Origin of the sequence: Pseudomonas viridiflava (assembly GCF_900184295.1) — a bacterium.
Lineage (GTDB): Bacteria > Pseudomonadota > Gammaproteobacteria > Pseudomonadales > Pseudomonadaceae > Aquipseudomonas > Aquipseudomonas viridiflava.
The window spans coordinates 4,232,676-4,256,047 of the sequence record NZ_LT855380.1 but is presented as its reverse complement, the minus strand read 5'-3'; the positions used below and the strand labels follow the sequence as shown (position 1 = coordinate 4,256,047).

General features: G+C 60.1%; 23 protein-coding genes. 21 read left to right on the top strand and 2 right to left on the bottom strand.

Going from position 1 to position 23,372, the window contains the following annotated elements; all coding sequences use genetic code 11:
- Nucleotides 1–513 precede the first annotated feature (513 nt).
- The 7 genes from CFBP1590_RS19025 to murB are packed head-to-tail and all read left to right on the top strand — an operon-like array spanning nt 514 to nt 6,920.
- Nucleotides 514–2,730 (top strand): DNA internalization-related competence protein ComEC/Rec2, encoded by a 2,217-nt coding sequence (locus CFBP1590_RS19025; protein WP_088235735.1) that lies wholly within the window; start codon nt 514–516, stop codon nt 2,728–2,730.
- 32 nt (nt 2,731–2,762) lie between these two features.
- Entirely contained in the window at nt 2,763–3,479 is a 717-nt protein-coding gene (gene pocA / locus CFBP1590_RS19020; RefSeq protein ID WP_074454496.1) for a flagellar polar localization protein PocA, read from the top strand.
- Complete coding sequence (gene pocB, locus CFBP1590_RS19015; RefSeq protein ID WP_004884601.1) at nt 3,476–3,907, top strand: flagellar polar localization protein PocB; 432 nt, start codon at nt 3,476–3,478, stop codon at nt 3,905–3,907. Before pocA ends, pocB begins: the two co-directional genes overlap by 4 nt.
- A complete protein-coding gene (lpxK, locus tag CFBP1590_RS19010) occupies nt 3,907–4,902 on the top strand; it encodes a tetraacyldisaccharide 4'-kinase (RefSeq protein WP_088235734.1) in 996 nt (331 codons plus the stop codon). Before pocB ends, lpxK begins: the two co-directional genes overlap by 1 nt.
- Before the next feature lie 17 nt (nt 4,903–4,919).
- On the top strand, nt 4,920–5,105 hold the full coding sequence (locus tag CFBP1590_RS19005; RefSeq protein ID WP_004884599.1) for a Trm112 family protein: 186 nt from the start codon (nt 4,920–4,922) through the stop codon (nt 5,103–5,105).
- The gene (gene kdsB, locus CFBP1590_RS19000) at nt 5,102–5,866 is read left to right on the top strand and encodes a 3-deoxy-manno-octulosonate cytidylyltransferase (RefSeq protein WP_088235733.1); all 765 of its coding nucleotides are present in this window, start codon (nt 5,102–5,104) and stop codon (nt 5,864–5,866) included. Before CFBP1590_RS19005 ends, kdsB begins: the two co-directional genes overlap by 4 nt.
- A 34-nt stretch (nt 5,867–5,900) precedes the next feature.
- Nucleotides 5,901–6,920, top strand: a complete 1,020-nt coding sequence (gene murB, locus CFBP1590_RS18995; RefSeq protein ID WP_088235732.1) for a UDP-N-acetylmuramate dehydrogenase — start codon at nt 5,901–5,903, stop codon at nt 6,918–6,920.
- A gap of 111 nt (nt 6,921–7,031) precedes the next feature.
- Here murB and rne read toward each other — a convergent pair whose 3' ends face one another.
- Nucleotides 7,032–10,325: a ribonuclease E gene (rne, locus tag CFBP1590_RS18990; RefSeq protein WP_191625364.1), complete on the bottom strand. Its 3,294-nt coding sequence runs from the start codon at nt 10,323–10,325 to the stop codon at nt 7,032–7,034.
- 726 nt (nt 10,326–11,051) lie between these two features.
- On the opposite strand from rne, the gene rluC reads away from it, so the two are divergent.
- Genes rluC through CFBP1590_RS18970 form a run of 3 tightly spaced genes read left to right on the top strand, consistent with a single transcriptional unit; the run spans nt 11,052 to nt 13,680 of the window.
- Complete coding sequence (rluC, locus tag CFBP1590_RS18980; protein ID WP_004884593.1) at nt 11,052–12,011, top strand: 23S rRNA pseudouridine(955/2504/2580) synthase RluC; 960 nt, start codon at nt 11,052–11,054, stop codon at nt 12,009–12,011.
- Nucleotides 11,998–12,657, top strand: coding sequence for an HAD-IIIA family hydrolase (locus CFBP1590_RS18975; protein WP_088235730.1), 660 nt, complete (start codon nt 11,998–12,000; stop codon nt 12,655–12,657). Before rluC ends, CFBP1590_RS18975 begins: the two co-directional genes overlap by 14 nt.
- A 24-nt stretch (nt 12,658–12,681) precedes the next feature.
- Entirely contained in the window at nt 12,682–13,680 is a 999-nt protein-coding gene (locus tag CFBP1590_RS18970; protein ID WP_025994096.1) for a S49 family peptidase, read from the top strand.
- Between the two features lie 53 nt (nt 13,681–13,733).
- Here the strand turns inward: CFBP1590_RS18970 and CFBP1590_RS18965 are convergent, their stop codons facing one another.
- Nucleotides 13,734–14,312 carry a Maf family protein gene (locus CFBP1590_RS18965; protein WP_088235729.1) on the bottom strand — a complete coding sequence of 193 codons (579 nt, stop codon included), beginning with the start codon at nt 14,310–14,312 and terminating at the stop codon, nt 13,734–13,736.
- A 106-nt stretch (nt 14,313–14,418) separates the two neighbouring features.
- Here CFBP1590_RS18965 and CFBP1590_RS18960 point away from each other — a divergent pair, with 106 nt between their 5' ends.
- From CFBP1590_RS18960 to CFBP1590_RS18910, 11 genes are all read left to right on the top strand, one after another.
- A complete protein-coding gene (locus tag CFBP1590_RS18960) occupies nt 14,419–14,946 on the top strand; it encodes a YceD family protein (protein WP_004884585.1) in 528 nt (175 codons plus the stop codon).
- 13 nt (nt 14,947–14,959) lie between these two features.
- A complete protein-coding gene (gene rpmF / locus CFBP1590_RS18955; RefSeq protein WP_002552688.1) occupies nt 14,960–15,142 on the top strand; it encodes a 50S ribosomal protein L32 in 183 nt (60 codons plus the stop codon).
- A gap of 4 nt (nt 15,143–15,146) precedes the next feature.
- Nucleotides 15,147–16,169 (top strand): phosphate acyltransferase PlsX, encoded by a 1,023-nt coding sequence (gene plsX / locus CFBP1590_RS18950; protein ID WP_029241218.1) that lies wholly within the window; start codon nt 15,147–15,149, stop codon nt 16,167–16,169.
- 130 nt (nt 16,170–16,299) lie between these two features.
- Complete coding sequence (fabD, locus tag CFBP1590_RS18945) at nt 16,300–17,238, top strand: ACP S-malonyltransferase (RefSeq protein WP_088235728.1); 939 nt, start codon at nt 16,300–16,302, stop codon at nt 17,236–17,238.
- Between the two features lie 15 nt (nt 17,239–17,253).
- Entirely contained in the window at nt 17,254–17,997 is a 744-nt protein-coding gene (gene fabG, locus CFBP1590_RS18940) for a 3-oxoacyl-ACP reductase FabG (protein ID WP_004884579.1), read from the top strand.
- 192 nt (nt 17,998–18,189) lie between these two features.
- The gene (gene acpP / locus CFBP1590_RS18935) at nt 18,190–18,426 is read left to right on the top strand and encodes an acyl carrier protein (RefSeq protein ID WP_004884578.1); all 237 of its coding nucleotides are present in this window, start codon (nt 18,190–18,192) and stop codon (nt 18,424–18,426) included.
- 112 nt (nt 18,427–18,538) lie between these two features.
- Nucleotides 18,539–19,783 carry a beta-ketoacyl-ACP synthase II gene (fabF, locus tag CFBP1590_RS18930; protein WP_058431504.1) on the top strand — a complete coding sequence of 415 codons (1,245 nt, stop codon included), beginning with the start codon at nt 18,539–18,541 and terminating at the stop codon, nt 19,781–19,783.
- Nucleotides 19,783–20,598 carry an aminodeoxychorismate lyase gene (gene pabC / locus CFBP1590_RS18925; protein ID WP_025994101.1) on the top strand — a complete coding sequence of 272 codons (816 nt, stop codon included), beginning with the start codon at nt 19,783–19,785 and terminating at the stop codon, nt 20,596–20,598. Before fabF ends, pabC begins: the two co-directional genes overlap by 1 nt.
- 3 nt (nt 20,599–20,601) lie before the next feature.
- Entirely contained in the window at nt 20,602–21,741 is a 1,140-nt protein-coding gene (gene mltG, locus CFBP1590_RS18920) for an endolytic transglycosylase MltG (protein ID WP_058431505.1), read from the top strand.
- Nucleotides 21,742–21,760: 19 nt separating this feature from the next.
- Nucleotides 21,761–22,393: a dTMP kinase gene (gene tmk / locus CFBP1590_RS18915; protein ID WP_004884572.1), complete on the top strand. Its 633-nt coding sequence runs from the start codon at nt 21,761–21,763 to the stop codon at nt 22,391–22,393.
- Nucleotides 22,386–23,372 carry a DNA polymerase III subunit delta' gene (locus CFBP1590_RS18910; RefSeq protein WP_088235727.1) on the top strand — a complete coding sequence of 329 codons (987 nt, stop codon included), beginning with the start codon at nt 22,386–22,388 and terminating at the stop codon, nt 23,370–23,372. The genes tmk and CFBP1590_RS18910 overlap by 8 nt, the downstream gene beginning before the upstream one ends.

The window sequence follows — 23,372 nt, the reverse complement described above, 5'->3', positions numbered from 1 at the left end:
ATTATTTTTCAATCAGCAGGGGAGCGCTTTGTCTTTTATTCAGGTGTCAGCGGTCTGGGCCATACGATAAATCTGTCCGTGGATACCTAGTCCGCGATCACCGAAAGCCAGGAATGCCTGCCTATTCAGCAGATTATCCAGGTTGATGTTGGCCTGTTCACTGACCAGTTCCACGGTGAAAGTTTAGGGTTTGCTAATACCCTCCACACCATCGAAAGCAAGAACTTGGAATGTGGCCGGTGAATCCTTGATGGTTAGGCTGAAACGATAATCAGGCGAAGGCATCCATGTATTCCGATCTGCAGTTGGACTTGGTGATTGGATGCACGCTAACAGGCCGTAGATAAGAAAAATGCAGGACATTTCCGAATTTACGGCAGGACTTGAGACTGCTCGCACGTTCAGCTTCATTCTCAGCAGTTAGCTGCTCAGTTTTAAACTTCGCAATACTCAATTCCAGCATCTTTCTAAAACCGACTGCATCCTTGAGGTTTCACCCCTTAAGGAGCTCCCATGCGCACAGGGATGATCGCGCTCGCGCTCGGCCTTTTGGCCCTGCGCTTCCTGCCTGCCTTGCCCGATACCTGGCTGTTGCTGCTGATGCCCGCCGTGGCGTTGATGCTGCTGCCGTTTCGCACTTATCCGCTGGCCTTCTTTCTGTTCGGCTTGACGTGGGCTTGCGTCTCGGCGCAATCGGCGCTGGATGATCGATTGCTGTCCCGGCTCGATGGTCAGACGTTGTGGCTGCAAGGCAAGGTGGTCGGGTTGCCGAGTGCGGCTGAAGGTGTGATGCGTTTCGAGCTCGCGGATGGTGTATCACGACGGGCGAAATTACCCCGGCTGATGCGCATTGCCTGGTATGGCGGTCCTGAAGTGCGCAGCGGTGAGCGATGGCGGTTGGCGGTAAAGCTCAAGCGGCCGGGCGGGCTGGTCAATCCCGAAGCGTTCGATTACGAGGCCTGGTTACTGGCCCAGCGTATCGGCGCGACCGGCACCGTGGTGGACGGTCAGTTGCTGGCACCGGCGCGTGCCGCCTGGCGCGATGCCATTCGCCAACGGCTGCTGGCCGTCGACGCGCAGGGGCGCGAAGGCGGTCTGGCGGCGCTGGTGCTGGGGGATGGCTCGGGCTTGTCGACCACTGACTGGCAAGTGCTGCAGGACACCGGCACTGTGCATTTGCTGGTGATCTCCGGACAGCACATCAGCCTCTTGGCTGGCGTGATTTATGCGCTGGTGGGCCTGCTGGCGCGCTGGGGACTGTGGCCGCGGACTCTGCCGTGGCTGCCCTGGGCGTGCGGTCTGGCGTTCGCGTCGGCGCTGGGTTATGGGTTGCTGGCCGGGTTCGACGTGCCGGTGCGCCGTGCCTGTGTGATGGTGGGGCTGGTTCTGCTCTGGCGTTTGCGCTTTCGGCATCTGGGCATGACTTGGCCTTTATTGCTGTCGCTCAACGCCGTCCTGGTGTTCGAGCCGCTGGTGAGTCTGCAGCCGGGGTTCTGGCTGTCGTTCTCGGCAGTCGGGATTCTGATCCTGATCTTTAGCGGCCGCCTCGGTGCCTGGAGCTGGGTGCAGAGCTGGACGAGAGCCCAGTGGCTGATTGCCGTCGGCCTGCTGCCGATCCTGATGATGTTGAACCTGCCGATCAGTATCAGCGGTCCGCTCGCCAATCTGCTGGCTGTGCCCTGGGTCAGCGTGATCGTTCTGCCTGCCGCATTGATTGGCACGCTGTTATTGCCCGTTCCGATCGTGGGCGAGGGTCTGTTGTGGCTGGCCGGTGGAGCGCTGGAAGGGCTGTTCGTGTTTCTGGGCTGGATGGCGGACCTCGTGCCTGCCTGGCTGCCCAGTACCACGCCGGCCTGGACTCTGGTCCTGAGTCTGCTGGGCGCGTTGCTGCTCCTGCTGCCCAGAGGTGTGCCGATGCGGCCTCTGGGCTGGCCGCTGCTGTTGCTGTGCGTGTTTCCACCACTCAAGTCGGTGCCTGCCGGACAGGTTGACGTTCTGCAACTGGATGTCGGGCAGGGGCTGTCAATTCTGCTGCGCACCCGGCACCACACGCTGCTGTATGACGCCGGGCCACGTTTCGGTGAGTTCGATATCGGTCAGCGGGTGGTCGTGCCGGCCATTCGCAAGAGTGGGGTACGGCATCTGGACGTGATGCTGCTCAGTCACGCCGATTCCGATCATGCCGGAGGTGCACCGGCAGTCCACAAGGCGTTTACGGTCGGGCGTGTGCTGGGCGGAGATATCGAGCGCCTTCCGCCTGCACTCGGGGCACTTCGTTGTGAAAACGGTGAGCAGTGGGAATGGGATGGCGTGGTGTTTTCGACCTGGATCTGGGAGCAGGCACCCGAAGGCAATGCAGGGTCCTGCATGCTGAGTGTCGACGCCGGTGGCGAGCGATTGTTGCTGACCGGCGATGTCGATGCCGAGGCCGAACAGGCGGCCATCGACAGTGGATTCGACCTGCGCGCCCAGTGGCTTCAGGCACCTCATCACGGCAGTCGGTCCTCGTCCTCTAAACCGTTTCTGAGAGCGGTCATGCCGAAAGGTGTGCTGATTTCCCGCGGACGCAATAATGCGTTCGGCCACCCACACCCGCTGGTCATGGCGCGTTATAAATGGAACGGTATCGCCAGCTACGACAGTGCCGAGCTGGGTGCCATCCGTTTGCAACTGGGTACTTACGGCAGCCCTGAGGCACAGCGCGCGCAGCGACGTTTCTGGCGTGACTGAATCCACGGATATCGACGGCACCCGGCGACCCTATGATAGAGTGGCGCCAATTTTTCAAGGGAGTGGTCACTGTGTGGGAACTGGTCAAATCTGGCGGCTGGATGATGTTGCCGATCATTTTGAGTTCCATCGCCGCTGCCGGCATCATCATCGAACGGCTCTGGACGCTGCGCGCCAGCCGTATCACACCGCCGCACTTGCTGGGTCAGGTCTGGCAGTGGATTCAGGATCAGAAACTCGATAAAGAGAAGCTCAAGCAACTGCGCGCCGATTCGCCTCTGGGGGAAATCCTTGCGGCAGGCCTGGCCAACTCCAGGCATGGTCGCGAGATCATGAAAGAATGCATCGAGGAAGCCGCAGCGCGGGTCATTCATGACCTGGAGCGTTACCTGAGTGCGCTGGGTTCGATTGCTGCGATGGCGCCGTTGCTGGGTTTGTTGGGCACCGTGCTGGGCATGATCGATATCTTCGGATCTTTCAACAGCTCTGGAGCCACGGCCAACGCCGGTGTTCTCGCGGGCGGTATTTCCAAGGCGCTGATCTGTACCGCGTCGGGCCTGATCGTGGCCATTCCGGCCATCTTTTTTCACCGTTTTCTGCAAAGCCGTGTCGATGAGCTGGTGGTCGGCATGGAGCAGCAGGCCATTCGTCTGGTTGAGGTGGTGCAGGGCGACCGTGACGTCGATCTGATCGACGCCAAGGTCGACCTCAAGTCCCTGGCCAAGGCAGGCGGGAGCAAGAAGAAGTGAAGTTTCGTCGCCGCAGACCGCGGGAGAACATCGACATCAACCTCGTTTCGTTGATCGATGTGGTGTTCATCCTGCTGCTGTTCTTTATCGTGACCACCACCTTTACCCGTGAAACCCAGTTGCGGGTCGATCTGCCGCAGGCGGTCACCGGCACACCTGAGGTCGACGCAAGTGCCAAACATCTGGACATTGCTATCAACGCCGATGGGATCTTTTCCCTGAACAACCAGTTGTTGCCAAAAAACGATCTGGCCACCCTGATCGAGGCGCTGCAACGTGAGTCGGCTGGCGACACCAGTCTGCCGCTGTCCATCAGCGCCGATGGCAAGACCCCTCATCAGTCGGTCATCACTGCGATGGATGCTGCCGGTAAGCTGGGTTTCAGTCACCTGCGCATGACCACAGTCGAGGCCACACAGGCTAACTGATGGCATTCACCGACCGTTTGCTTGACGCCTGGTACAACGGCCATCCTGCGCTGGCGCTGCTGCGTCCTCTCGAAAGCCTCTATCGCCGGGTAGTGGACGGCAAGCGTGCGCGCTTTGTCGCGGGCGAGGGCGATATCTATCGCGCGCCGGTGCCGGTCATTGTGGTTGGAAACATTACGGTCGGCGGCACTGGCAAGACGCCGCTCATTCTCTGGATGATCAGGCATTGTCAGCAGCGTGGTCTGCGGGTCGGCGTGGTCAGTCGGGGGTACGGTGCCAAACCGCCGAGCCTGCCTTGGCGAGTCCTGCCCGAGCACACCGCCAGTGAAGTCGGCGACGAGCCGCTGCTGATCGTTCAGCGTTGCGGCGTGCCGCTGATGATCGACCCAGACCGCAGTCGCGCCGTCCAGGCGTTGCTGGCTGCTGAGCCGCTGGATCTGATTCTTTCCGACGATGGTCTGCAGCACTACCGGCTGGCCCGTGATCTGGAGCTGGTATTGATCGATGCCGCGCGCGGTCTGGGTAATCGGCGCTGTCTGCCGGCCGGGCCATTGCGCGAGCCTGCCGAACGGCTGAACAGTGTCGATGCGGTGCTTTATAACGGTGCCCGGTCAGATCGCGAGGATGGCTATGCCTTCACGCTCAAGCCTGCCGCACTGATCAACCTGCGCAGTGGCGAACGTCGGCCAGTTGACCATTTTCCACCCGGCCAGGCTGTGCACGCGGTCGCCGGAATCGGCAATCCGCAACGTTTCTTCAATACCCTCGAAGGATTACACTGGCAGCCTGTGCAGCACCCTTTCGCTGACCACGCTGTCTATAGCGCACAGGCGCTGACCTTCACGCCATCCCTGCCGCTTGTGATGACCGAGAAAGATGCGGTGAAATGCCGTGCTTTCGCGGCAGATGACTGGTGGTATCTGGCGGTGGATGCGGTGCCTTCCGACGCGTTTGTCAGTTGGTTCGATGAACAGCTGTCACGTCTTTCCCCATGATTGCTTCAGGATCTCCTATGGACACCAAATTACTCGATATCCTTGCCTGCCCGATCTGCAAAGGTCCGTTGAAGCTCAGCGCGGACAAGACCGAGCTGATCAGCAAGGGCGCAGGTCTGGCCTATCCGGTTCGTGACGGCATCCCGGTGATGCTTGAAAGCGAAGCGCGCACACTGACTGCCGATGAGCGTCTGGAAAAATGACCACCGATTTCACCGTCGTAATTCCTGCGCGTTACGGATCCAGCCGTTTTCCGGGCAAGCCGCTGAAAGTCATTGCGGGCAAGCCGATGGTCCAGCTCGTCTGGGAGCAGGCCCGCAAGAGCAGCGCACAGCGCGTGGTGGTTGCTACCGACGACGTGCGAATCTTCGAAGCCTGTCAGGCGTTCGGCGCTGAAGTGCTGATGACCCGCGATGACCATAATTCCGGCACTGACCGCCTGGCTGAAGTTGCTGCGCAACTGGGTCTGACGGCGGATGCGATCGTGGTCAACGTCCAGGGCGACGAGCCTATGATTCCGCCAGCGGTAATCGATCAGGTGGCCAGCAATCTGGCTGCACATCCTGAAGCCGGTATTTCGACGCTGGCCGAGCCGATCGACGATGTGGCAGCGTTGTTCAATCCGAACGTGGTCAAGGTGTCTTCGGACATCAATGGCCTGGCGCTGACGTTCAGTCGCGCTCCGTTGCCGTGGGCGCGCGATGCACTGGCCGCCAACCGCGACGAGTTGCCCGCGGGCGTGCCTTTCCGCCGTCATATCGGTATCTACGCCTATCGCGCCGGCTTCCTGCATGACTTCGTCAACTGGGGGCCGTGCATGCTCGAGAACACTGAGAACCTTGAGCAACTGCGTGCGCTGTGGAATGGTGTGCGCATCCATGTCGCCGATGCCCGCGAGGCGCCGCCTGCCGGTGTTGACACCCCCGAAGACCTTGAGCGCGTCAGACGCCTGCTGGAGGTTTGATGTCGGTTCTCCAGTCGTTCGGGAAAGCGGTCCAATGACCCTGCAAGTGCAGTCAGCCGTTTCGCTCAAGCCCTTCAACACCTTTGGCGTTGATGTTCAGGCAAAACTCTTTGCCGAGGCGCACAGCGACGATGATGTACGGGAGGCCCTTGCCTATTCGGCCGAGCACGACGTGCCGCTGCTGGTCGTTGGTGGTGGCAGTAACCTGCTGCTCAGCGGTGACATTCCTGCATTGGTATTGCGCATGGCCAGTCGCGGCATTCGTATCGTGCGTGAGGACTGCGCTGAAGCCATTGTCGAGGCGGAGGCGGGCGAACCGTGGCATCCCTTCGTCCAGGCCAGTTTGAAGATGGGGCTTTCCGGGCTTGAAAATCTGAGTCTGATTCCGGGTACGGTTGGCGCAGCGCCGATGCAGAACATCGGAGCCTACGGCGTCGAGATCAAGGACGTGTTTCATGGTCTGACTGCGCTGGACCGGGAAACTGGCGAGCTACGTGAGTTCTCGCTGGAAGACTGTGCATTCGATTATCGCGACAGCGTGTTCAAGCATGAAGTAGGTCGCTGGCTGATCCTGCGTGTGCGCTTCAGGCTCACGTGGGAATCGAAACTGCATCTGGAATACGGTCCGGTTCGTCAACGTCTGGACGAGATGGGTGTGAAGCAGCCGACGCCTTTTGATGTCAGCCGGGCGATCTGTTCGATTCGCAGTGAAAAACTGCCGGACCCTGCGGTGTTAGGCAACGCAGGCAGTTTCTTCAAGAACCCGGTTGTGTCCGCCGAATCCTTCGCTGCGATCAGGCATGAGCATCCGGGCGTGGTCGGTTACCCACAGGCCGATACCCGAGTGAAGCTGGCAGCCGGCTGGTTGATCGAGCAGGCAGGGTGGAAGGGCTTTCGTGACGGCGATGCGGGCGTGCATGCGCTTCAGTCGCTGGTGCTGGTCAATTACGGACAGGCAACTGGTCTGCAGCTGTTGAGTCTGGCACGTCGCATTCAGGCTGACATTGCAGAGCGGTTCAATGTCGAGCTGGAGATGGAGCCGAATCTGTACTGAGCTTCGTTCCTGAAGTCAGCAGGTGATCAGGCCCGTCGTTAATCCACTCAAATCGCAGGCGTAAAAAAGCCCTGCCTGTTTACACAGGCAGGGCTTTTTCATGGGCCGGGTTTAAACGAGCGGTTTAGGCTCGGTTTCTTTCTCGGCATGTTGCTGCTCGGCATGTTCCTCGGTGTTCAGCGCAGGCTGGACCGATTCTGCTTCAGCGACAACAGGTGCAGGCTCTGAGGCAACCGGTGCAGCAGAAGCAGCCTGTTCGGCTTCCTTCTGACGGCGGGCTTCTTCTTCGCGCTTGCGGCGACGAACTTCACGAGGATCGTTCGGCGCACGACCCGTGCTGCTGACCGGCAGGGCCGGTGCTTCAACCGCTGCTGGTTCCTGAGCTTCCTGCACGGCCGGTGCTTCTTCAACAGCCGGTGCCTGTGGTGCGAAGTAAGGGGCAGGCTCTTCCTTCACGAACGCAGGCTCTGCAACAGGAGCGGGTGCAGGTGTAGGTAGCTCCGAGGATTCAGTGGCTGGCACTTCTTCCTGGGCCTTGGCTTCGACCGGAGCTTGTGGCTCTGGTGTTGGCTCAGGCGTTGGCGTGAACGGTACGACGCGCTCTGCATGAGGGGCTTCGAACAGTTCGGTCTGCGCAGCGATGGCTGGCACTTCGGTCACTGTCGGTTGAACCTCGACTTCAGGCGCTGCTTCGGCCTTCGGTGTTTCGTCGGCAACTGGCGCTTCAACAGCAGGCTGCTCAACGGTCGGCTCTGCGGCTACCGGCGCTTGCTCGGTCGGGGCTTCAACAGCGGTTGTTTCTACAGTTGTCGTTTCAGCAATTGTCGTTTCGACAGCAGGTGCTGGCTCTGCAGCGTCAGCCACAGGTGCCTCAACAGTGCTGTTGGCACGTTCGGCCTGCTCGTGGGCCTGAGCCTCGGCAGGAGCGCTCATCACCGTGCCTGCAACGGCAGCAGCAGTAACGGCCAGGTCGGCAGCGGCATCGGAGCCTTGCTCTTCTTCGTTGCCGTTCTCTTCCGAGCCTTCGATCACATTGCCGTTGGCATCACGCTGACGCTCACGACGGTTGCTGCGGCGACGCTGACCACGGGAGCGGCGACGAGGGCGTTCGCCTTCGTTGCTGTCCTGGCTGTCATCGTGAGCCTGTTCTTCGTTCAGCAGCACTTCTTCTTCGCTGGCCTCGACAACGGCCTGCTCGGTACGTGGCTGACGCTCTTCACGCGGTGCACGAGGCTGGCGTTCTTCACGTGGGGCGCGTTCAGGGCGCTCTTCACGGGCTATGTTGACGGCCGGTGCCGCATCCAGCGGCTCACGCAGTTCGCGGACCGGACGCTCTTCACGACCTTCACGAGGCTTGCGCTCACGGGAGGTGCGGGCCGGACGCTCTTCGCGGGCGGTCGTAGTCGGTGCTGCGTCATCACGGGCTTCGCGTGGGGCGCGCTCTTCACGAGGTGCGCGTTCTTCGCGTGGGGCACGTTCTTCGCGTGGGGCACGTTCTTCACGAGGAGCACGCTCTTCGCGAGGGGCGCGTTCTGCGCGCTCTTCACGTGGAGCGCGTTCTTCACGAGGCTTGCGCTCTTCGTCGCGACGATTGTTGCGGCCACGGCTCTGCTGACGGCCGTTACGACGCTCTTCGTTGCGGGCAGGGCGCTCGGTTGCAGCCGGTTTTTCGACCACTACCGGTGCGGCTGGCTCTTCCTTGGTTGCGAACAGGCTGACCAGAGATTTCACCAGACCCTTGAACAGGCTTGGCTCTGGAAGGGCAGGCGCTGGCGCTGCGGCAACGGCTTCCACAGGAACCGGGGCGTTGGCCCGGGCTGGAGCGGTCTTGACGGCTGCTTCCTGGCGAACCAGGGTGCGGGTCGCGGCAGCCAGCGGAGCGATTTCTTCCACTTCGGCAGCGGCAGCAGCGATCTCGTAGCTGGACTGGTTGTTGTGGGCTTCCGGGCTGTCATCACGCAGACGCTGAACTTCGAAGTGCGGCGTTTCGAGGTGATCGTTCGGCAGAATGATGATGCGGGCGCGGGTACGCAGTTCGATCTTGGTGATCGAGTTGCGCTTCTCGTTGAGCAGGAACGCTGCGACCGGGATCGGCACCTGGGCGCGTACTTCGGCAGTACGGTCTTTCAGGGCTTCTTCTTCGATCAGGCGCAGGATGGCCAGCGACAGCGACTCGACATCACGGATGATGCCGGTGCCGTTGCAGCGCGGGCAGACGATGCCGCTGCTTTCGCCAAGCGATGGACGCAGGCGCTGACGGGACATTTCCAACAGGCCGAAACGCGAGATACGACCGACCTGAACGCGGGCACGGTCGGCTTCCAGGCTTTCACGGACCTTCTCTTCCACGGCGCGCTGGTTCTTGGCCGGGGTCATGTCGATGAAGTCGATGACGATCAGGCCGCCGATGTCACGCAGGCGCAACTGACGGGCGATTTCTTCAGCCGCTTCGAGGTTGGTCTGCAGCGCGGTTTCTTCGATGTCGCTGCCTTTGGTGGCGCGCGCCGAGTTGATGTCGATGGACACCAGGGCTTCGGTCGGATCGATGACGATGGAGCCGCCGGAAGGCAGTTCGACGACGCGCTGGAAAGCGGTCTCGATCTGGCTTTCGATCTGGAAACGGTTGAACAGCGGAACGCTGTCTTCGTACAGCTTGATCTTGCTGGCGTACTGCGGCATCACCTGACGGATGAAGGTCAGGGCTTCTTCCTGGGCTTCGACGCTGTCGATGAGGACTTCACCGATGTCCTGGCGCAGGTAGTCGCGGATGGCGCGGATGATGACGTTGCTTTCCTGATAGATCAGGAACGGCGCGGAGCGATCCAGGGACGCTTCCTTGATGGCGGTCCACAACTGCAACAGGTAGTCGAGGTCCCACTGCATCTCTTCGCTGCTGCGACCCAGACCTGCGGTACGAACGATCAGGCCCATGTCGGCAGGAGCGATCAGACCGTTGAGTGCTTCACGCAGTTCGTTGCGCTCTTCGCCTTCGATACGGCGCGAAATGCCACCGGCACGCGGGTTGTTCGGCATCAGGACCAGATAACGGCCCGCCAGGCTGATGAAGGTGGTCAGGGCTGCGCCCTTGTTGCCACGCTCTTCTTTCTCGACCTGAACGATGACTTCCTGGCCTTCGCTCAGGACGTCCTTGATGTTGACGCGGCCTTCAGGGGCTTTCTTGAAGTACTCGCGGGAGATTTCCTTGAGGGGCAGGAAGCCGTGGCGCTCAGAGCCGAAATCGACAAAGGCAGCCTCGAGGCTGGGTTCGATACGAGTGATCCGGCCTTTATAGATGTTGGCCTTCTTCTGCTCGCGTGCACCTGACTCGATGTCCAGGTCGTAGAGGCGCTGGCCGTCTACCAGTGCAACACGCAACTCTTCGGGTTGAGTCGCGTTAATCAGCATTCTTTTCATGTAGTACCGTCGGTTTCCGGGCTGCCGGAAACGGCGTTCGGCACACACGACTTCTCACGGTCGGTGTCAGGGCACGTCAAGAGTGGTTGGACACTCCAGTGTCTAGCGATTTTCCTGCCCGGAATGGGGCGGGGCGTCGCGACGACGTTTCCTGCTTGCTGTGGTGACCTAGGACACCCTTTCAGCAAAAGCTTTGTCAGGAGGAGGAATCGACCATCGGTAGCGGACGAGATGAAGCGTCTAGAACAAGCCTTTTGCTACACAGTCCGATGGTTGTGCGTCTCCACCCTACACGTATCCCTGATAATTCGGGTGCTGCCGCGCGCAGAATCCGCAGCGGGTTGGCATTTACCGCGATCTTCGATAGGGAAGGTCGCGCATCATGGCTTTAGGCGTTGTTCCCGAAGCATTCGCTCGTAGCGTCTGGAAGCGACTGCACCTTGTGAACTGGCCGTGAATTATTCGCACTGAAGGCGAGCTGTCTGCTCAGCGATCTGGCGTGTTTCCGGCCTCATGTCACCCGCGCTTGTTACGTTTCCAGCATGCTGCGTTGTCACCGAAAGCCCCGTAGGACGGCCTCACGTCCTCTTGAATTGCGTTGGTCAGGGTCGGCTGTCAACCGTTTGTCCGCTGTCCGGCCGCTTTTGGCGGCGTTCGCGACTATAGCAGCAATCATTAAGTGCTTCAAATCCATAAAAAATTGTTATGATTTGCGCCATGACAAATATTGCCCCTCCAACCCCCGGCGTTCAGCTGGTAGAGGTTGCGCCGGAACTTGCCGGTCAACGCATCGATAATTTTCTGATCACTTATCTCAAGGGTGTGCCCAAGACCTTGATTTACCGCATTTTGCGCAAAGGCGAAGTGCGTGTGAACAAGGGGCGGATCAAGCCCGAGTACAAGTTGCAGGCAGGAGATATCGTCCGCATTCCCCCCGTGCGCGTGCCTGAGCGCGACGAGCCCGTGCCTGTTGCGCAGGCGTTGTTGCAGCGTCTGGAAGCGGCCATTGTCTACGAAGACAAGGCGCTCATCGTGCTCAACAAGCCGGCCGGTATTGCCGTGCATGGCGGCAGTGGTCTGAGCTTCGGTGTCATCGAAGCGTTCCGCCAGTTGCGTCCGGACGCCAAGGAGCTTGAGCTGGTCCACCGTCTGGATCGCGACACCTCCGGTCTGCTGATGATCGCCAAGAAGCGCAGCATGTTGCGTCACCTGCACGAGGCTCTGCGCGGCGACGGCGTGGACAAGCGCTACATGGCGCTGGTGCGTGGTAACTGGGCAACGTCCATCAAGCAGGTCCGTGCACCGTTGCTCAAGAGCAATCTGCGTTCCGGCGAGCGGATGGTCGAGGTCAACGAAGAAGGCAAGGAGGCGCTGACGATTTTCAAGGTGCTGCGTCGCTTTGGTGATTTCGCCACGATGGTCGAGGCCAAGCCGGTAACCGGCCGTACCCACCAGATTCGTGTTCACACGCTGCATGCCGGGCATGCGATTGCCGGTGATACCAAGTACGGCGACGAGGATTTTAGCCGTGAAATCCGTGATCTGGGTGGCAAGCGTCTGTTTCTGCACGCTTACATGCTGACCGTGCCGATGCCGGACGGCGACAAGCTTACCTTGCAGGCGCCGGTAGACGAGATGTGGGCCAAGACAGTGGAGCGTTTGAGTGCGCCACTATGATCTGCTGATTTTCGACTGGGATGGCACGCTGGCAGATTCAATTGGACGCATTGTTGAGTCCATGCGGACTGCCGCGATCGGTGGCGGCATGGAAGGGCGCGATGATGAGTCGATCAAGGGCATCATCGGTCTGGGTTTGCCCGAGGCAATCCGTACGCTCTATCCGTCGATCACGGCAAACGACCTGATCGACTTCCGCCAACGCTACGCCGACTGTTATATGGCAATGGATAACGTGCCGTCTCGATTGTTCGAGGGTGTGTCGGAGTCCATTCAGGCGTTTCGCGGCGAGGGTTACCGTCTCGCGGTTGCCACGGGCAAGGCGCGTCGCGGGCTGGATCGCGTATTGAAGGCCAATGCCTGGCTGGATTTTTTCGATATCACCCGGGCTGCCGACGAAACGGCAAGCAAGCCCGATCCGTTGATGCTGCACGAGATCATGGCGCATTGTGATGTTGCGCCCGAGCGCTCGCTGATGATCGGGGATTCGTCCTTCGATCTGCAGATGGCGCGTAACGCGGGTATGGATTCGGTGGCCGTGGGGTATGGCGCGCAATCGCTCGACTCCCTGCTTGCGTATGAGCCTCGTCTGGCCATCGAGCATTTTTCCGAACTGCGCCCCTGGTTGAATCGGCGCAGCGTTTAATCATCGTTCCGGAGCAAGTTGAGCATGTCTGACGAATGGAAAGCGCCTGCCTCCCAGAGGGCGGATGGGCCTGTTGAAGACAGGGAAGAGGCGAAAAGCTGGAAGTTGCTGGAAAAAACCTTGCTGGCCAGTGTCCAGGAGCAGCGGCGTGCGCGTCGCTGGGGGATCTTTTTCAAGCTGCTGACCTTTGTGGTGCTGTTTACAGTGCTGATCGTTCCGATGCTGGACCTGAGTGGTGGTGCATCACGGCGCGCCAGTCACACGGCTGTGGTCGATGTGCAGGGCATGATCGCCGACAAGGAGCCTGCCAGCGCCGACAACATCATTACCGGGTTGCGTGCTGCGTTCGAGGATGCCAAGACCAAGGGTGTCATCCTGAATATCAACAGCCCCGGCGGCAGTCCGGTGCAGTCCGGTTATGTGTACGACGAGATTCGTCGCCTGCGCGCGCAGAAGCCTGACATCAAGGTCTATGCCGTGATCAGTGATCTGGGTGCCTCGGGTGCCTATTACATCGCCAGTGCTGCCGATCAGATCTACGCCGACAAGGCCAGTCTTGTGGGTTCCATTGGTGTCACGGCAGCCGGTTTCGGCTTCGTAGGCGTGATGGAAAAGCTGGGTGTCGATCGTCGGACCTACACGTCCGGCGAGCACAAGGCCTTCCTTGATCCGTTCCAGCCGCAGAAAGCGGACGAAACGCAGTTCTGGCAGGGCGTGCTGGATACGACGCACCGGCAGTTCATTGCCAGCGTCAAGCAGGGTCGTGGCGAGCGCCTGAAGGACAAGGATCACCCGGAGTTGTTCTCCGGGCTGGTCTGGACCGGCGAGCAGGCGGTTCCGCTGGGTCTGGTGGACGGTCTGGGCAGCGCGGCTTATGTGGCGCGTGAGGTGATCGGCGAGAAGGATATGGTCGATTACACCGTTGAAGAGTCGCCTTTTGACCGTTTCTCCAAAAAGCTTGGCACCAGCATTGCCGAGCGGCTTGCGATGCTGGCGGGCTTCAATGGTCCGACACTGCGTTGAGCGCACGCCGGATATGAAAAGACCCGACAGCTGTCGGGTTTTTTCATGGTGGGTCAGGGGATGGAGATCCCTTCCTTTATTAGCATGTCCACCAGACGGATCAGCGGCAGGCCGATCAGGCTGGTGGCGTCAGTGCCTTCGGTGCTGCGGAACAGGCTCACGCCCAGGCCCTCGGCCTTGAAGCTGCCTGCGCAATCGAAAGGCTGCTCTGCGTGCAGGTAGCGCTCGATGCTTGCGGTGTCGAGGTCGCGCATGTGCACGGTAAAGGGAACGCAGTCCACCTGGCAGACGCCGGTCCGGCTGTTGAGCAGGGCCAGGCCGGTCAGGAAGGTCACGCGTTTGCCGCTGGCCGCCGACAGTTGTTCCAGCGCGCCTTCGAACGTGTGGGGCTTGCCGAGTATCCGGTCGCCGAGCACGGCTACCTGATCCGAACCTATGATCAGATGGTCGCAATGTTCGCTGGCAAGCGCCTGCGCCTTCTTCTGTGCAAGGCGCAGTACGAGCTCCAGACCGGGTTCGCCGGGGCGTCTGCTTTCGTCGACATCGGGTGATTTGCAGGTGAACGGCAGGCGCAGTCGGGCCAGCAGTTCGCGACGGTAGACCGAGCTGGAAGCTAGAAGCAGGGAAGGCATGCGATTCTCCTTGAACTGAGCGCAGATTCTAATGATCCATAAGAGATGCGAACAGACCTGAATTTCCTTTGACATGCCAGGGGGGCATCCCTAGAATGCTGCGCCTATGTTGAATGACCCGATTCCACCTCACGTTGACCCGCGCAAATTGGCTGATCGCGGCACTACCCTTCAGGGTGAAGTGCTGCTGGCCGATTTGGAGAGACTCTGCGACCCGCTTGCCGACAATGTCGGTACGGTGCAGGCCAAATTCATTTTCGAGCGTGACGAACGCCGTTCGGTGGTTATCCACAGTGCGATAGACGTCTCGGTCAAGATGGTTTGCCAGCGTTGTCTTGAGCTGGTCACCCTGCCGATCCACAGCGAGTGCAGTTACGCTGTGGTGAAGGAGGGTGCGAATACCCAGTCGTTACCGAAAGGTTATGACGTGCTGGAACTGGGCGAAGATCCTTTGGATCTGCTGGCACTGATCGAGGAGGAGCTTTTGCTCGCCTTGCCCATCGTGCCTGCTCATCATCCGGAAGAATGCCAGCAACCGGCGGGTCTCGATGAGCCCGAACCGAGCGTGGACGAGGTGACACGGTCCAACCCGTTCAGTGTATTGGCGCAGTTAAAGCGTGACCCAAACGTTTAGGAGTTAATCAATTATGGCTGTTCAGCAGAACAAAAAATCCCGCTCTGCCCGTGACATGCGTCGTTCGCACGACGCTCTTGAGGCAAGCACTCTGTCGGTAGAAAAGACCACTGGTGAAATTCACCTGCGTCACCACGTATCGCCAGAAGGCGTATACCGTGGTCGTAAAGTGATCGACAAGGGCGCTGACGAGTAATTTCTTGTCCGCTCCGATCATTGCGATCGACGCAATGGGCGGGGACTTCGGTCCCCGCAACATTGTTCAGGCAAGCCTCGCGTGCCTGACTGCTTCGCCCTCGCTTCATCTGGCCCTTGTCGGCCAAACACCCCTTATTGAAGAACTGATTGCCCGCCATTCCGGTGTAGATCGCTCGCGCCTGCAAATCGTCAATGCCAGCGAAGTCGTTGCGATGGACGAGCGTCCGTCACAGGCACTGCGTGGCAAACCTGACTCGTCGATGCGTGTTGCGCTTGAGCTGGTCGCCAGTGGCAAGGCCCAGGCATGCGTCAGTGCGGGCAATACGGGAGCCCTGATGGCGCTGTCACGTTTCGTGCTCAAGACGTTGCCGGGTATTGACCGCCCGGCGATGATTGCCGCCATCCCGACACGCACAGGCTATTGTCAGTTGCTGGATCTGGGCGCCAACGTCGATTGCAGTGCCGAGGCGCTGTATCAGTTCGCGGTCATGGGCTCCGTGATGGCCGAGACGCTGGGGGTCGCAAGACCGAAAGTGGCGTTGCTGAATGTCGGCACCGAAGACATCAAGGGCAATCAGCAGGTCAAGCAGGCGGCAGCCCTGCTGCAGGCGGCGCCGGGTCTCAATTACATCGGCTATGTGGAAGGTGACGGCTTGTACCGGGGCGAGGCTGATGTGGTGGTGTGCGACGGTTTTGTCGGAAATGTCCTGCTCAAGTCCAGCGAAGGCCTGGCGGCAATGATCGCCGCCCGGATCGAGATGCTGTTCAAGCGCAATCTGTTGACCCGTGCGGTAGGCGGTCTGGCGTTGCCGATGTTGAAGCGTCTGCAGGCTGATCTGGCACCGGCCCGCCATAATGGCGCCAGTCTGCTGGGTCTGCAGGGTATCGTTGTGAAAAGTCACGGCTCGGCAAGCGTTCAAGGCTTCCAGAGTGCGATTCAGCGCGCGTTGATCGAGACTCGGGAGAATCAGCCGGAGCGCCTACGCGGGCGGCTCGAAGCGATGCTGCAGAACGGCCAGTCGTGAAAATGTGACGCATCCGACTGCTCGGTCATCCAAACCGGCAGTCGGGTAAATTTGAACACCCATGTTTGAATACACGTGTTCGGTTCGTCCGAATGCCTATTTCAGCTACAGCACTTCAGAGGCTTGTTAAATGTCTGCATCCCTCGCATTCGTATTTCCGGGTCAAGGATCGCAATCGCTGGGCATGCTTGCCGAGCAGGCTGCTGAGCATCCGTTGATCCTCGATACTTTTGAACAGGCGTCCGAGGCGCTGGGCTATGACCTGTGGGCGCTGACCCAGAGCGGTCCTGCCGAATTTCTCAATCAGACTGACAAGACCCAGCCTGCCATCCTGACCGCCTCGGTTGCGCTGTGGCATGTCTGGCTGGCTGAAGGCGGCGCTGTTCCTGCATTTGTTGCAGGTCACAGCCTGGGTGAATACAGCGCTCTGGTCGCTGCGCAGAGCCTGAGCCTGGAAGACGCGGTCAGACTCGTCGAGCGCCGTGGTCAGTTGATGCAGGAAGCCGTTCCGGCCGGTCAGGGCGGCATGGCCGCAATTCTGGGTCTGGACGACGCCGATGTCATCGCTGCCTGTGCCGAAGCGGCTCAGGGTGAAGTGGTCAGCGCAGTGAACTTCAACTCGCCGGGTCAGGTGGTCATCGCCGGTTCTGCCGAGGCCGTCAAGCGTGCGATGGAGCTGTGCAAGGCGCGGGGTGCCAAGCGCGCTCTGCCATTGCCGGTCAGCGTTCCTTCGCACTGCGAGCTGATGCGCCCGGCTGCCGAGCGTTTCGCCGAATCCGTTGAAGCCATCGAGTGGCAGGCGCCGGAAATCGCTCTGGTGCAGAATGTCAGCGCCAGCGCAGTCAGTGATCTGGCGACGCTCAAGCGCGACCTGCTCGAACAGTTGTACAAGCCTGTGCGCTGGGTGGAATCCATCCAGTGTCTGGCAAGCCGTGGGGCTACCCAGCTGGTGGAATGTGGGCCGGGCAAGGTGCTTGCCGGTCTGAACAAGCGTTGCGCCGAGGGCGTGACTACTTACAACCTGGATACCCCAGACACCTTTGCCGCCGCGCGTGCGGCACTGGTCTGATTAGGAGAAGCCTGCATGAGCCTGCAAGGTAAAGTTGCACTGGTGACCGGTGCCAGTCGTGGTATTGGTCAAGCTATCGCCCTGGAATTGGGCCGCAATGGTGCTGTGGTCGTGGGTACCGCGACGTCCGAGTCCGGTGCCGAGCGTATCAGCGCGGCATTCAAGGAAGCCGGCATCGAAGGTTTCGGCCTGATGCTGGATGTGTGCAGCGCCGAATCCGTCGATTCCGTGCTGTCGACCATTCAGGCGCGCGTTGGCGCACCGTTGATCCTCGTCAATAACGCTGGCATCACACGTGACAATCTGATGATGCGCATGAAAGATGACGAATGGTACGACGTGGTCAATACCAACCTGAACAGCCTGTTCCGGCTTTCCAAGGGTGTTTTGCGCGGTATGACCAAGGCTCGCTGGGGCCGTATCATCAGCATCGGCTCCGTAGTGGGTGCCATGGGCAACGCCGGTCAAGTAAACTATGCTTCCGCGAAGGCAGGGCTGGAAGGTTTCAGCCGTGCTCTTGCCCGTGAAGTGGGTTCGCGTGCAGTGACCGTGAACTCGGTGGCGCCAGGTTTCATTGATACCGACATGACGCGTGAATTGCCTGAAGCACAGCGTGAAGCGTTGCTGACCCAGATTCCTCTGGGCCGTCTGGGACAGGCGCAGGAAATCGCCAATGTGGTGTCTTTCCTCGCTTCCGAGGGCGCAGGCTACGTGACCGGGGCGACAATCCCGGTCAACGGCGGCATGTACATGAGCTGAATGTGACGATCTGTTTCAAAAAAATGTCATAAGATCTGTCTAAAATCCGTTATAAAGCTGCAATCTATAAATGGGCAGAAGGGCGATGGGGCAAAGGCGGAGAGCGTTACGCTTGAAAAACGTAAAACCTCTTCTATACACTTACCCTCTGGCCAGATGCCTGAATATTTCCACTAGGAGTTAAAACTAGGTATGAGCACCATCGAAGAGCGCGTCAAGAAAATCGTTGCCGAGCAACTTGGCGTCAAGGAAGAAGAGGTTGTCAACACTGCTTCTTTCGTTGAAGACCTGGGCGCTGACTCCCTGGACACCGTTGAGCTGGTAATGGCTCTGGAAGAGGAATTCGAGACCGAAATCCCTGACGAAGAAGCGGAAAAGATCACTACCGTTCAAGCTGCTATCGATTACGTCAACAGCCACCAGGCTTAAGATTCGTAATCGCTGCTTGCTGCACGGGAAAACCGCACTGCTTTAAACGGCGTGCGGTTTTTTCTTTAAAAAACGTTGTGATGTTCCGTTAACAAGAGAGAAGGAGAGTCCTGTGTCGCGTAGACGCGTCGTGGTCACCGGGATGGGCATGCTCACGCCACTGGGTAATGATGTGCCCAGCAGTTGGCAAGGCATTCTGGCGGGCCGCAGTGGCATTGGCCTTATCGAGCACACGGATCTGTCTGCCTTCACCACCCGTTTCGGCGGTTCGGTCAAGGGATTCAACGTGGAAGAATACCTGGCACCCAAAGAGGCGCGCCGGCTCGATCTCTTCATTCAGTACGGACTTGCGGCCAGCTTTCAGGCTGTGCGCAATGCGGGTCTTGAAGTCACCGACGCAAATCGCGAGCGCATCGGCGTTGCCATGGGTTCGGGGATCGGTGGTCTGACCAACATCGAGAACAGCAGTCGTCTGCTGCACGATCAGGGGCCGGGGCGGATTTCCCCGTTTTTTGTACCGGGCTCGATCATCAACATGATTTCCGGTTTCCTGTCCATCCATCTGGGCGCACAGGGACCCAATTACGCCATCGCGACCGCCTGCACCACGGCGACTCACTGCATTGGCATGGCGGCACGCAACATTGCCTACGACGAAGCTGACGTCATGATTGCAGGTGGCGCCGAAATGGCAGCCTGTGGTCTTGGTCTGGGCGGCTTCGGTGCGGCGCGTGCGCTGTCGACCCGCAATGACGATCCGGCCCGTGCCAGTCGTCCGTGGGACAAGGGCCGTGATGGCTTCGTTCTGTCCGACGGTGCCGGTGCGATGGTTCTCGAAGAGCTCGAGCACGCCAAGGCACGTGGCGCAACCATCTACGCCGAGCTGGTCGGTTTCGGCATGAGCGGTGATGCGTTCCACATGACTTCACCGCCGGACGACGGCGCCGGTGCTGCACGCTGCGTGGTCAATGCCTTGCGCGACGCCAAGGTCAACCCCGAGCAAGTGCAGTACATCAACGCCCATGGTACCTCGACGCCTGCTGGTGACCTGGCCGAAGCGTCTGCGATCAAGAGTGTGTTCGGCGACCATGCCTACAAGCTTGCGGTCAGCTCCACCAAGTCGATGACAGGCCACCTTCTGGGTGCTGCCGGTGCTGTCGAAGCCATCTTCAGTGTGCTGGCGCTGGTTGATCAGGTCGCGCCGCCGACCATCAACCTGGACGAGCCGAGCGAAGGCTGTGATCTGGACTTCGTGCCTCATGAAGCACGTCGGATGCCGATCGACGTCGTTCTGTCGAACTCCTTCGGGTTTGGCGGCACCAATGGCTCGCTGGTGTTCCGCCGGTTCACCGAGTAATGCTCAGCTGGATCGACGGCTGCCTGGCCGACTCTGTGTCCCTCAAGGACAGGGGGCTGGCCTACGGCGACGGGGTTTTTGAAACCGTCGCAGTGAAATCAGGGCAACCGCTGCTGTTCGAACGCCATTTGCAGCGCCTTGAAACAGCTTGTCAGCGCCTGTCGATTCCGATCGATCAGGCGCTGGTTCGTTCCGAGATGACCCGCTTCGCTGCCCAGCTTGGCGAGGGCGTAATGAAGCTCATCCTGACCCGTGGCGACAGCCAGCGCGGGTATGGTCCCGCTCCGGACTCTCGCTCGCGTCGAATCCTGCAGGGTGGTCCTTCACCCTTGTACCCGGCATCCCATGCCGAGCAGGGCGTACGCCTGTTTCCCTGCAAGACCCGTCTGGCTGAACAGCCGTTGTTGGCGGGTCTCAAGCACCTGAATCGTCTGGAGCAGGTACTCGCACGTTCGGAGTGGCAGGACAGCGAGCATGCCGAAGGGTTGATGTGCGATACCTCGGGTCGTTTGATCGAAGGCGTGTACAGCAATGTGTTTCTGGTTTCGAAGGGACGCCTGTTGACTGCGGACCTGACCCGGTGCGGCGTGGCCGGCGTGATGCGTGCCGAATTACTGGATCAGGCACCAATGCTGGGTATCGATGTCGATATCCGGGATCTGAGCGCATCCGATCTTGCGCAGGCGGACGAAGTCTTTCTGTGCAACAGCGTCTATGGCATCTGGCCGGTCCGCGCCTTTGAACACCTTGGCTGGCCGGTTGGCCCGCTCACCCGTAAACTGCAAGGCATCGCTTGCAGCCTTCTGGATATCTGATACGTGATCCGAAAAATATTGGTGTTGCTTGAAACCGCACTCGTCCTGGCAGGCCTGGCGCTGGGTTTCGCGTTCTGGCAGCAGTATCAGGCGCTGCACCAGCCTCTTGAGATTACTCAGGAACAACTGTTGGACGTGCCGGCCGGTTCGACACCCACCGGCGTTCTCAATCGCCTGCAGACCGAGGGCGTCATCAAGGATGCCTTCTGGCTGCGTTTGTACTGGCGCCTCAATCTGTCCGGTCAGGCGCTGCACAGTGGCGAATACCGCATGGTGCCGGGGATGGACGTCGATGCATTGTTCGGCGTCTGGAAGCGCAAGGAAGTGGTGCAATACAGCCTGACGCTGGTCGAAGGCTGGAATTTCCGGCAGGTCCGCGCGGCGCTGGCCAAACAGGCCAAGCTTGATCAGACGCTGGCGGGCCTCAGCGATGCCGAACTGATGACGAAAATCGGCCATCCGGACGTATTTCCCGAAGGGCGCTTCTTTCCGGACACCTACCGCTATGTTCGCGGCATGACCGATGCCGAAGTGCTCAAGCAGGCCTATGCCCGTCTGGAAGAGGTACTGGACGAGGAATGGGCAGCGAGAGCGGCCGACGCGCCCTATGCCGATCCGTATCAGGCGCTGATCATGGCGTCGCTGGTCGAGAAGGAAACCGGTGTGCCTCAGGAGCGCGGGCAGATTGCCGGCGTATTCGTACGCCGCCTGAAGCTGGGCATGCAGTTGCAGACCGATCCGACCGTGATCTACGGCATGGGCGAGCGTTACAACGGCAAACTGACCCGGGCCGACCTCAAGCAGGCCACGCCCTACAATACCTACGTGATTGCCGGGATGCCGCCAACGCCCATTTCGCTGGTAGGGCGCGAAGCGATTCATGCCGCGCTCAATCCGGTATCAGGCGACAGCCTGTACTTCGTGGCCAAGGGTGACGGCAGCCATGTATTTTCCAATGATCTGGATGCTCACAACGCCGCGGTGCGTGAATACCAGATCAAACGACGCGCGGATTATCGATCCAGCCCTGCACCGGTGTCGGCGCCAGCCCCCAGCGCCTCGCCCGAGCCTGATTCGAACGCTTCCGAGCCTGTATCCGGGGATGGCCCGGACGCCCCGCAGGGCGAGCCTGCTTCGCAATGAATATGACTAAGGATTGCCTGTGACCGGCCTGTTCATCACCCTCGAAGGCCCTGAAGGGGCTGGCAAAAGTACCAATCGTGAATACTTGGCAGCGCAGCTTCGCGCTCAGGGCGTCCAGGTACTGTTGACCCGCGAGCCCGGCGGCACGCCGCTGGCCGAGCGTATTCGTGAGCTATTACTTGCACCCAGTGACGAAGCCATGTGTGCTGATACCGAGCTGCTGCTGGTGTTCGCAGCTCGTGCGCAACACCTGGCCGAAGTGATTCGTCCGGCGCTGGCGCGCGGTGAAGTGGTTCTGTGTGATCGATTCACCGATGCGACCTATGCCTATCAGGGCGGCGGGCGAGGCTTGTCCCATGAGCGTATCGCGGCGCTGGAGCAGTTCGTTCAGGGTGATCTGCGTCCGGATCTGACGCTGGTGTTCGACCTGCCGGTGGAAGTCGGCCTGTCGCGTGCCGCAGCGCGGGGCCGTCTGGATCGCTTCGAGCAGGAAGGCCGTGCGTTTTTCGATGCCGTGCGCAGCACCTATCTGGCCCGTGCCGCCGCCGAGCCTTCGCGTTACCGGCTGGTGGATGCCGCGCAGACACTGACCGACGTGCAGCGCTCTCTGGATGCCTTGTTGCCGCAACTGCTGGAGTTGCAACGTGGCTGAAGCCTATCCGTGGCAGCAGGCACTGTGGCAGCAGATGGCGGGGCGCGCTCAGCATGCGCATGCCTACCTGCTGCATGGTCCTGCCGGTATCGGCAAGCGGGCGCTCGCCGAGCGTTTGATGGCCAGTCTGCTGTGTCAGCGGCTGGACGGACTCAATGCCTGCGGAACCTGCAAATCCTGTCTGCTGCTGGCTGCTGGCAGCCATCCCGACAACTACGTGCTGGAGCCTGAAGAGGCCGACAAGCCGATCAAGGTGGATCAGGTTCGCGATCTGGTCAGCTTCGTTGTGCAGACCTCGCAGATGGGCGGCCGCAAGGTCGTGCTCATCGAGCCGGTCGAGGCAATGAACATCAATGCTGCCAACGCCCTGTTGAAAAGCCTTGAGGAGCCGTCCGGCAATACCGTGCTGCTGTTGGTCAGTCACCAGTCCAGCCGCCTGTTGCCAACGGTCAAGAGTCGCTGCGTGCAGCAGGCCTGTCCGTTGCCGGATGAGCAGACCAGTCTGGCATGGTTGAGCAACGCGTTGCCTGACAGCTCCGAACAGGAGCGTCTGGAGTTGCTGACCCTGGCCGCCGGCTCGCCGCTGGCTGCTGTCACGCTCCAGGCCCAGGGCGTTCGCGAACAACGCGCACTGGTGGTGGACGGCGTCAAGAAGCTGCTCAAGCAACAGCAATCGCCGACCCAATTGGCCGAAGGCTGGAAAGACATACCGTTATTGCTGCTGTTCGACTGGTTCTGTGACTGGTCGCATCTGATTCTGCGCTACCAGCTGACTCAGGATGAAGAAGGTCTGGGGCTGGGCGACATGCGAAAGGTGGTGCAATACCTGGCGCAGAAATCGCCGCGTGGCAAAGTGCTGGACATTCAGGACTGGGTGCTGGCGCAGCGGCAGAAAGTCATGTCCAAGGCCAACCTCAATCGCGTGCTGTTGCTCGAAGCATTGCTGGTCCAGTGGGCAGGCCTGCCTGGACAGGCGTAG

Bases quoted from the DNA above. Each gene is read 5' to 3' on its own strand.
- rne (WP_191625364.1), bottom strand. From the start codon at position 10,325: ATGCTGATTAACGCGACTCAACCCGAAGAGTTGCGTGTTGCACTGGTA.
- fabD (WP_088235728.1), top strand. From the start codon at position 16,300: ATGTCTGCATCCCTCGCATTCGTATTTCCGGGTCAAGGATCGCAATCG.
- CFBP1590_RS18970 (WP_025994096.1), top strand. From the start codon at position 12,682: ATGTCTGACGAATGGAAAGCGCCTGCCTCCCAGAGGGCGGATGGGCCT.
- pabC (WP_025994101.1), top strand. From the start codon at position 19,783: ATGCTCAGCTGGATCGACGGCTGCCTGGCCGACTCTGTGTCCCTCAAG.
- rpmF (WP_002552688.1), top strand. From the start codon at position 14,960: ATGGCTGTTCAGCAGAACAAAAAATCCCGCTCTGCCCGTGACATGCGT.
- CFBP1590_RS18960 (WP_004884585.1), top strand. From the start codon at position 14,419: ATGTTGAATGACCCGATTCCACCTCACGTTGACCCGCGCAAATTGGCT.
- acpP (WP_004884578.1), top strand. From the start codon at position 18,190: ATGAGCACCATCGAAGAGCGCGTCAAGAAAATCGTTGCCGAGCAACTT.
- murB (WP_088235732.1), top strand. From the start codon at position 5,901: ATGACCCTGCAAGTGCAGTCAGCCGTTTCGCTCAAGCCCTTCAACACC.
- pocA (WP_074454496.1), top strand. From the start codon at position 2,763: ATGATAGAGTGGCGCCAATTTTTCAAGGGAGTGGTCACTGTGTGGGAA.
- kdsB (WP_088235733.1), top strand. From the start codon at position 5,102: ATGACCACCGATTTCACCGTCGTAATTCCTGCGCGTTACGGATCCAGC.
- CFBP1590_RS19005 (WP_004884599.1), top strand. From the start codon at position 4,920: ATGGACACCAAATTACTCGATATCCTTGCCTGCCCGATCTGCAAAGGT.
- fabG (WP_004884579.1), top strand. From the start codon at position 17,254: ATGAGCCTGCAAGGTAAAGTTGCACTGGTGACCGGTGCCAGTCGTGGT.
- lpxK (WP_088235734.1), top strand. From the start codon at position 3,907: ATGGCATTCACCGACCGTTTGCTTGACGCCTGGTACAACGGCCATCCT.
- CFBP1590_RS19025 (WP_088235735.1), top strand. From the start codon at position 514: ATGCGCACAGGGATGATCGCGCTCGCGCTCGGCCTTTTGGCCCTGCGC.
- rluC (WP_004884593.1), top strand. From the start codon at position 11,052: ATGACAAATATTGCCCCTCCAACCCCCGGCGTTCAGCTGGTAGAGGTT.
- CFBP1590_RS18965 (WP_088235729.1), bottom strand. From the start codon at position 14,312: ATGCCTTCCCTGCTTCTAGCTTCCAGCTCGGTCTACCGTCGCGAACTG.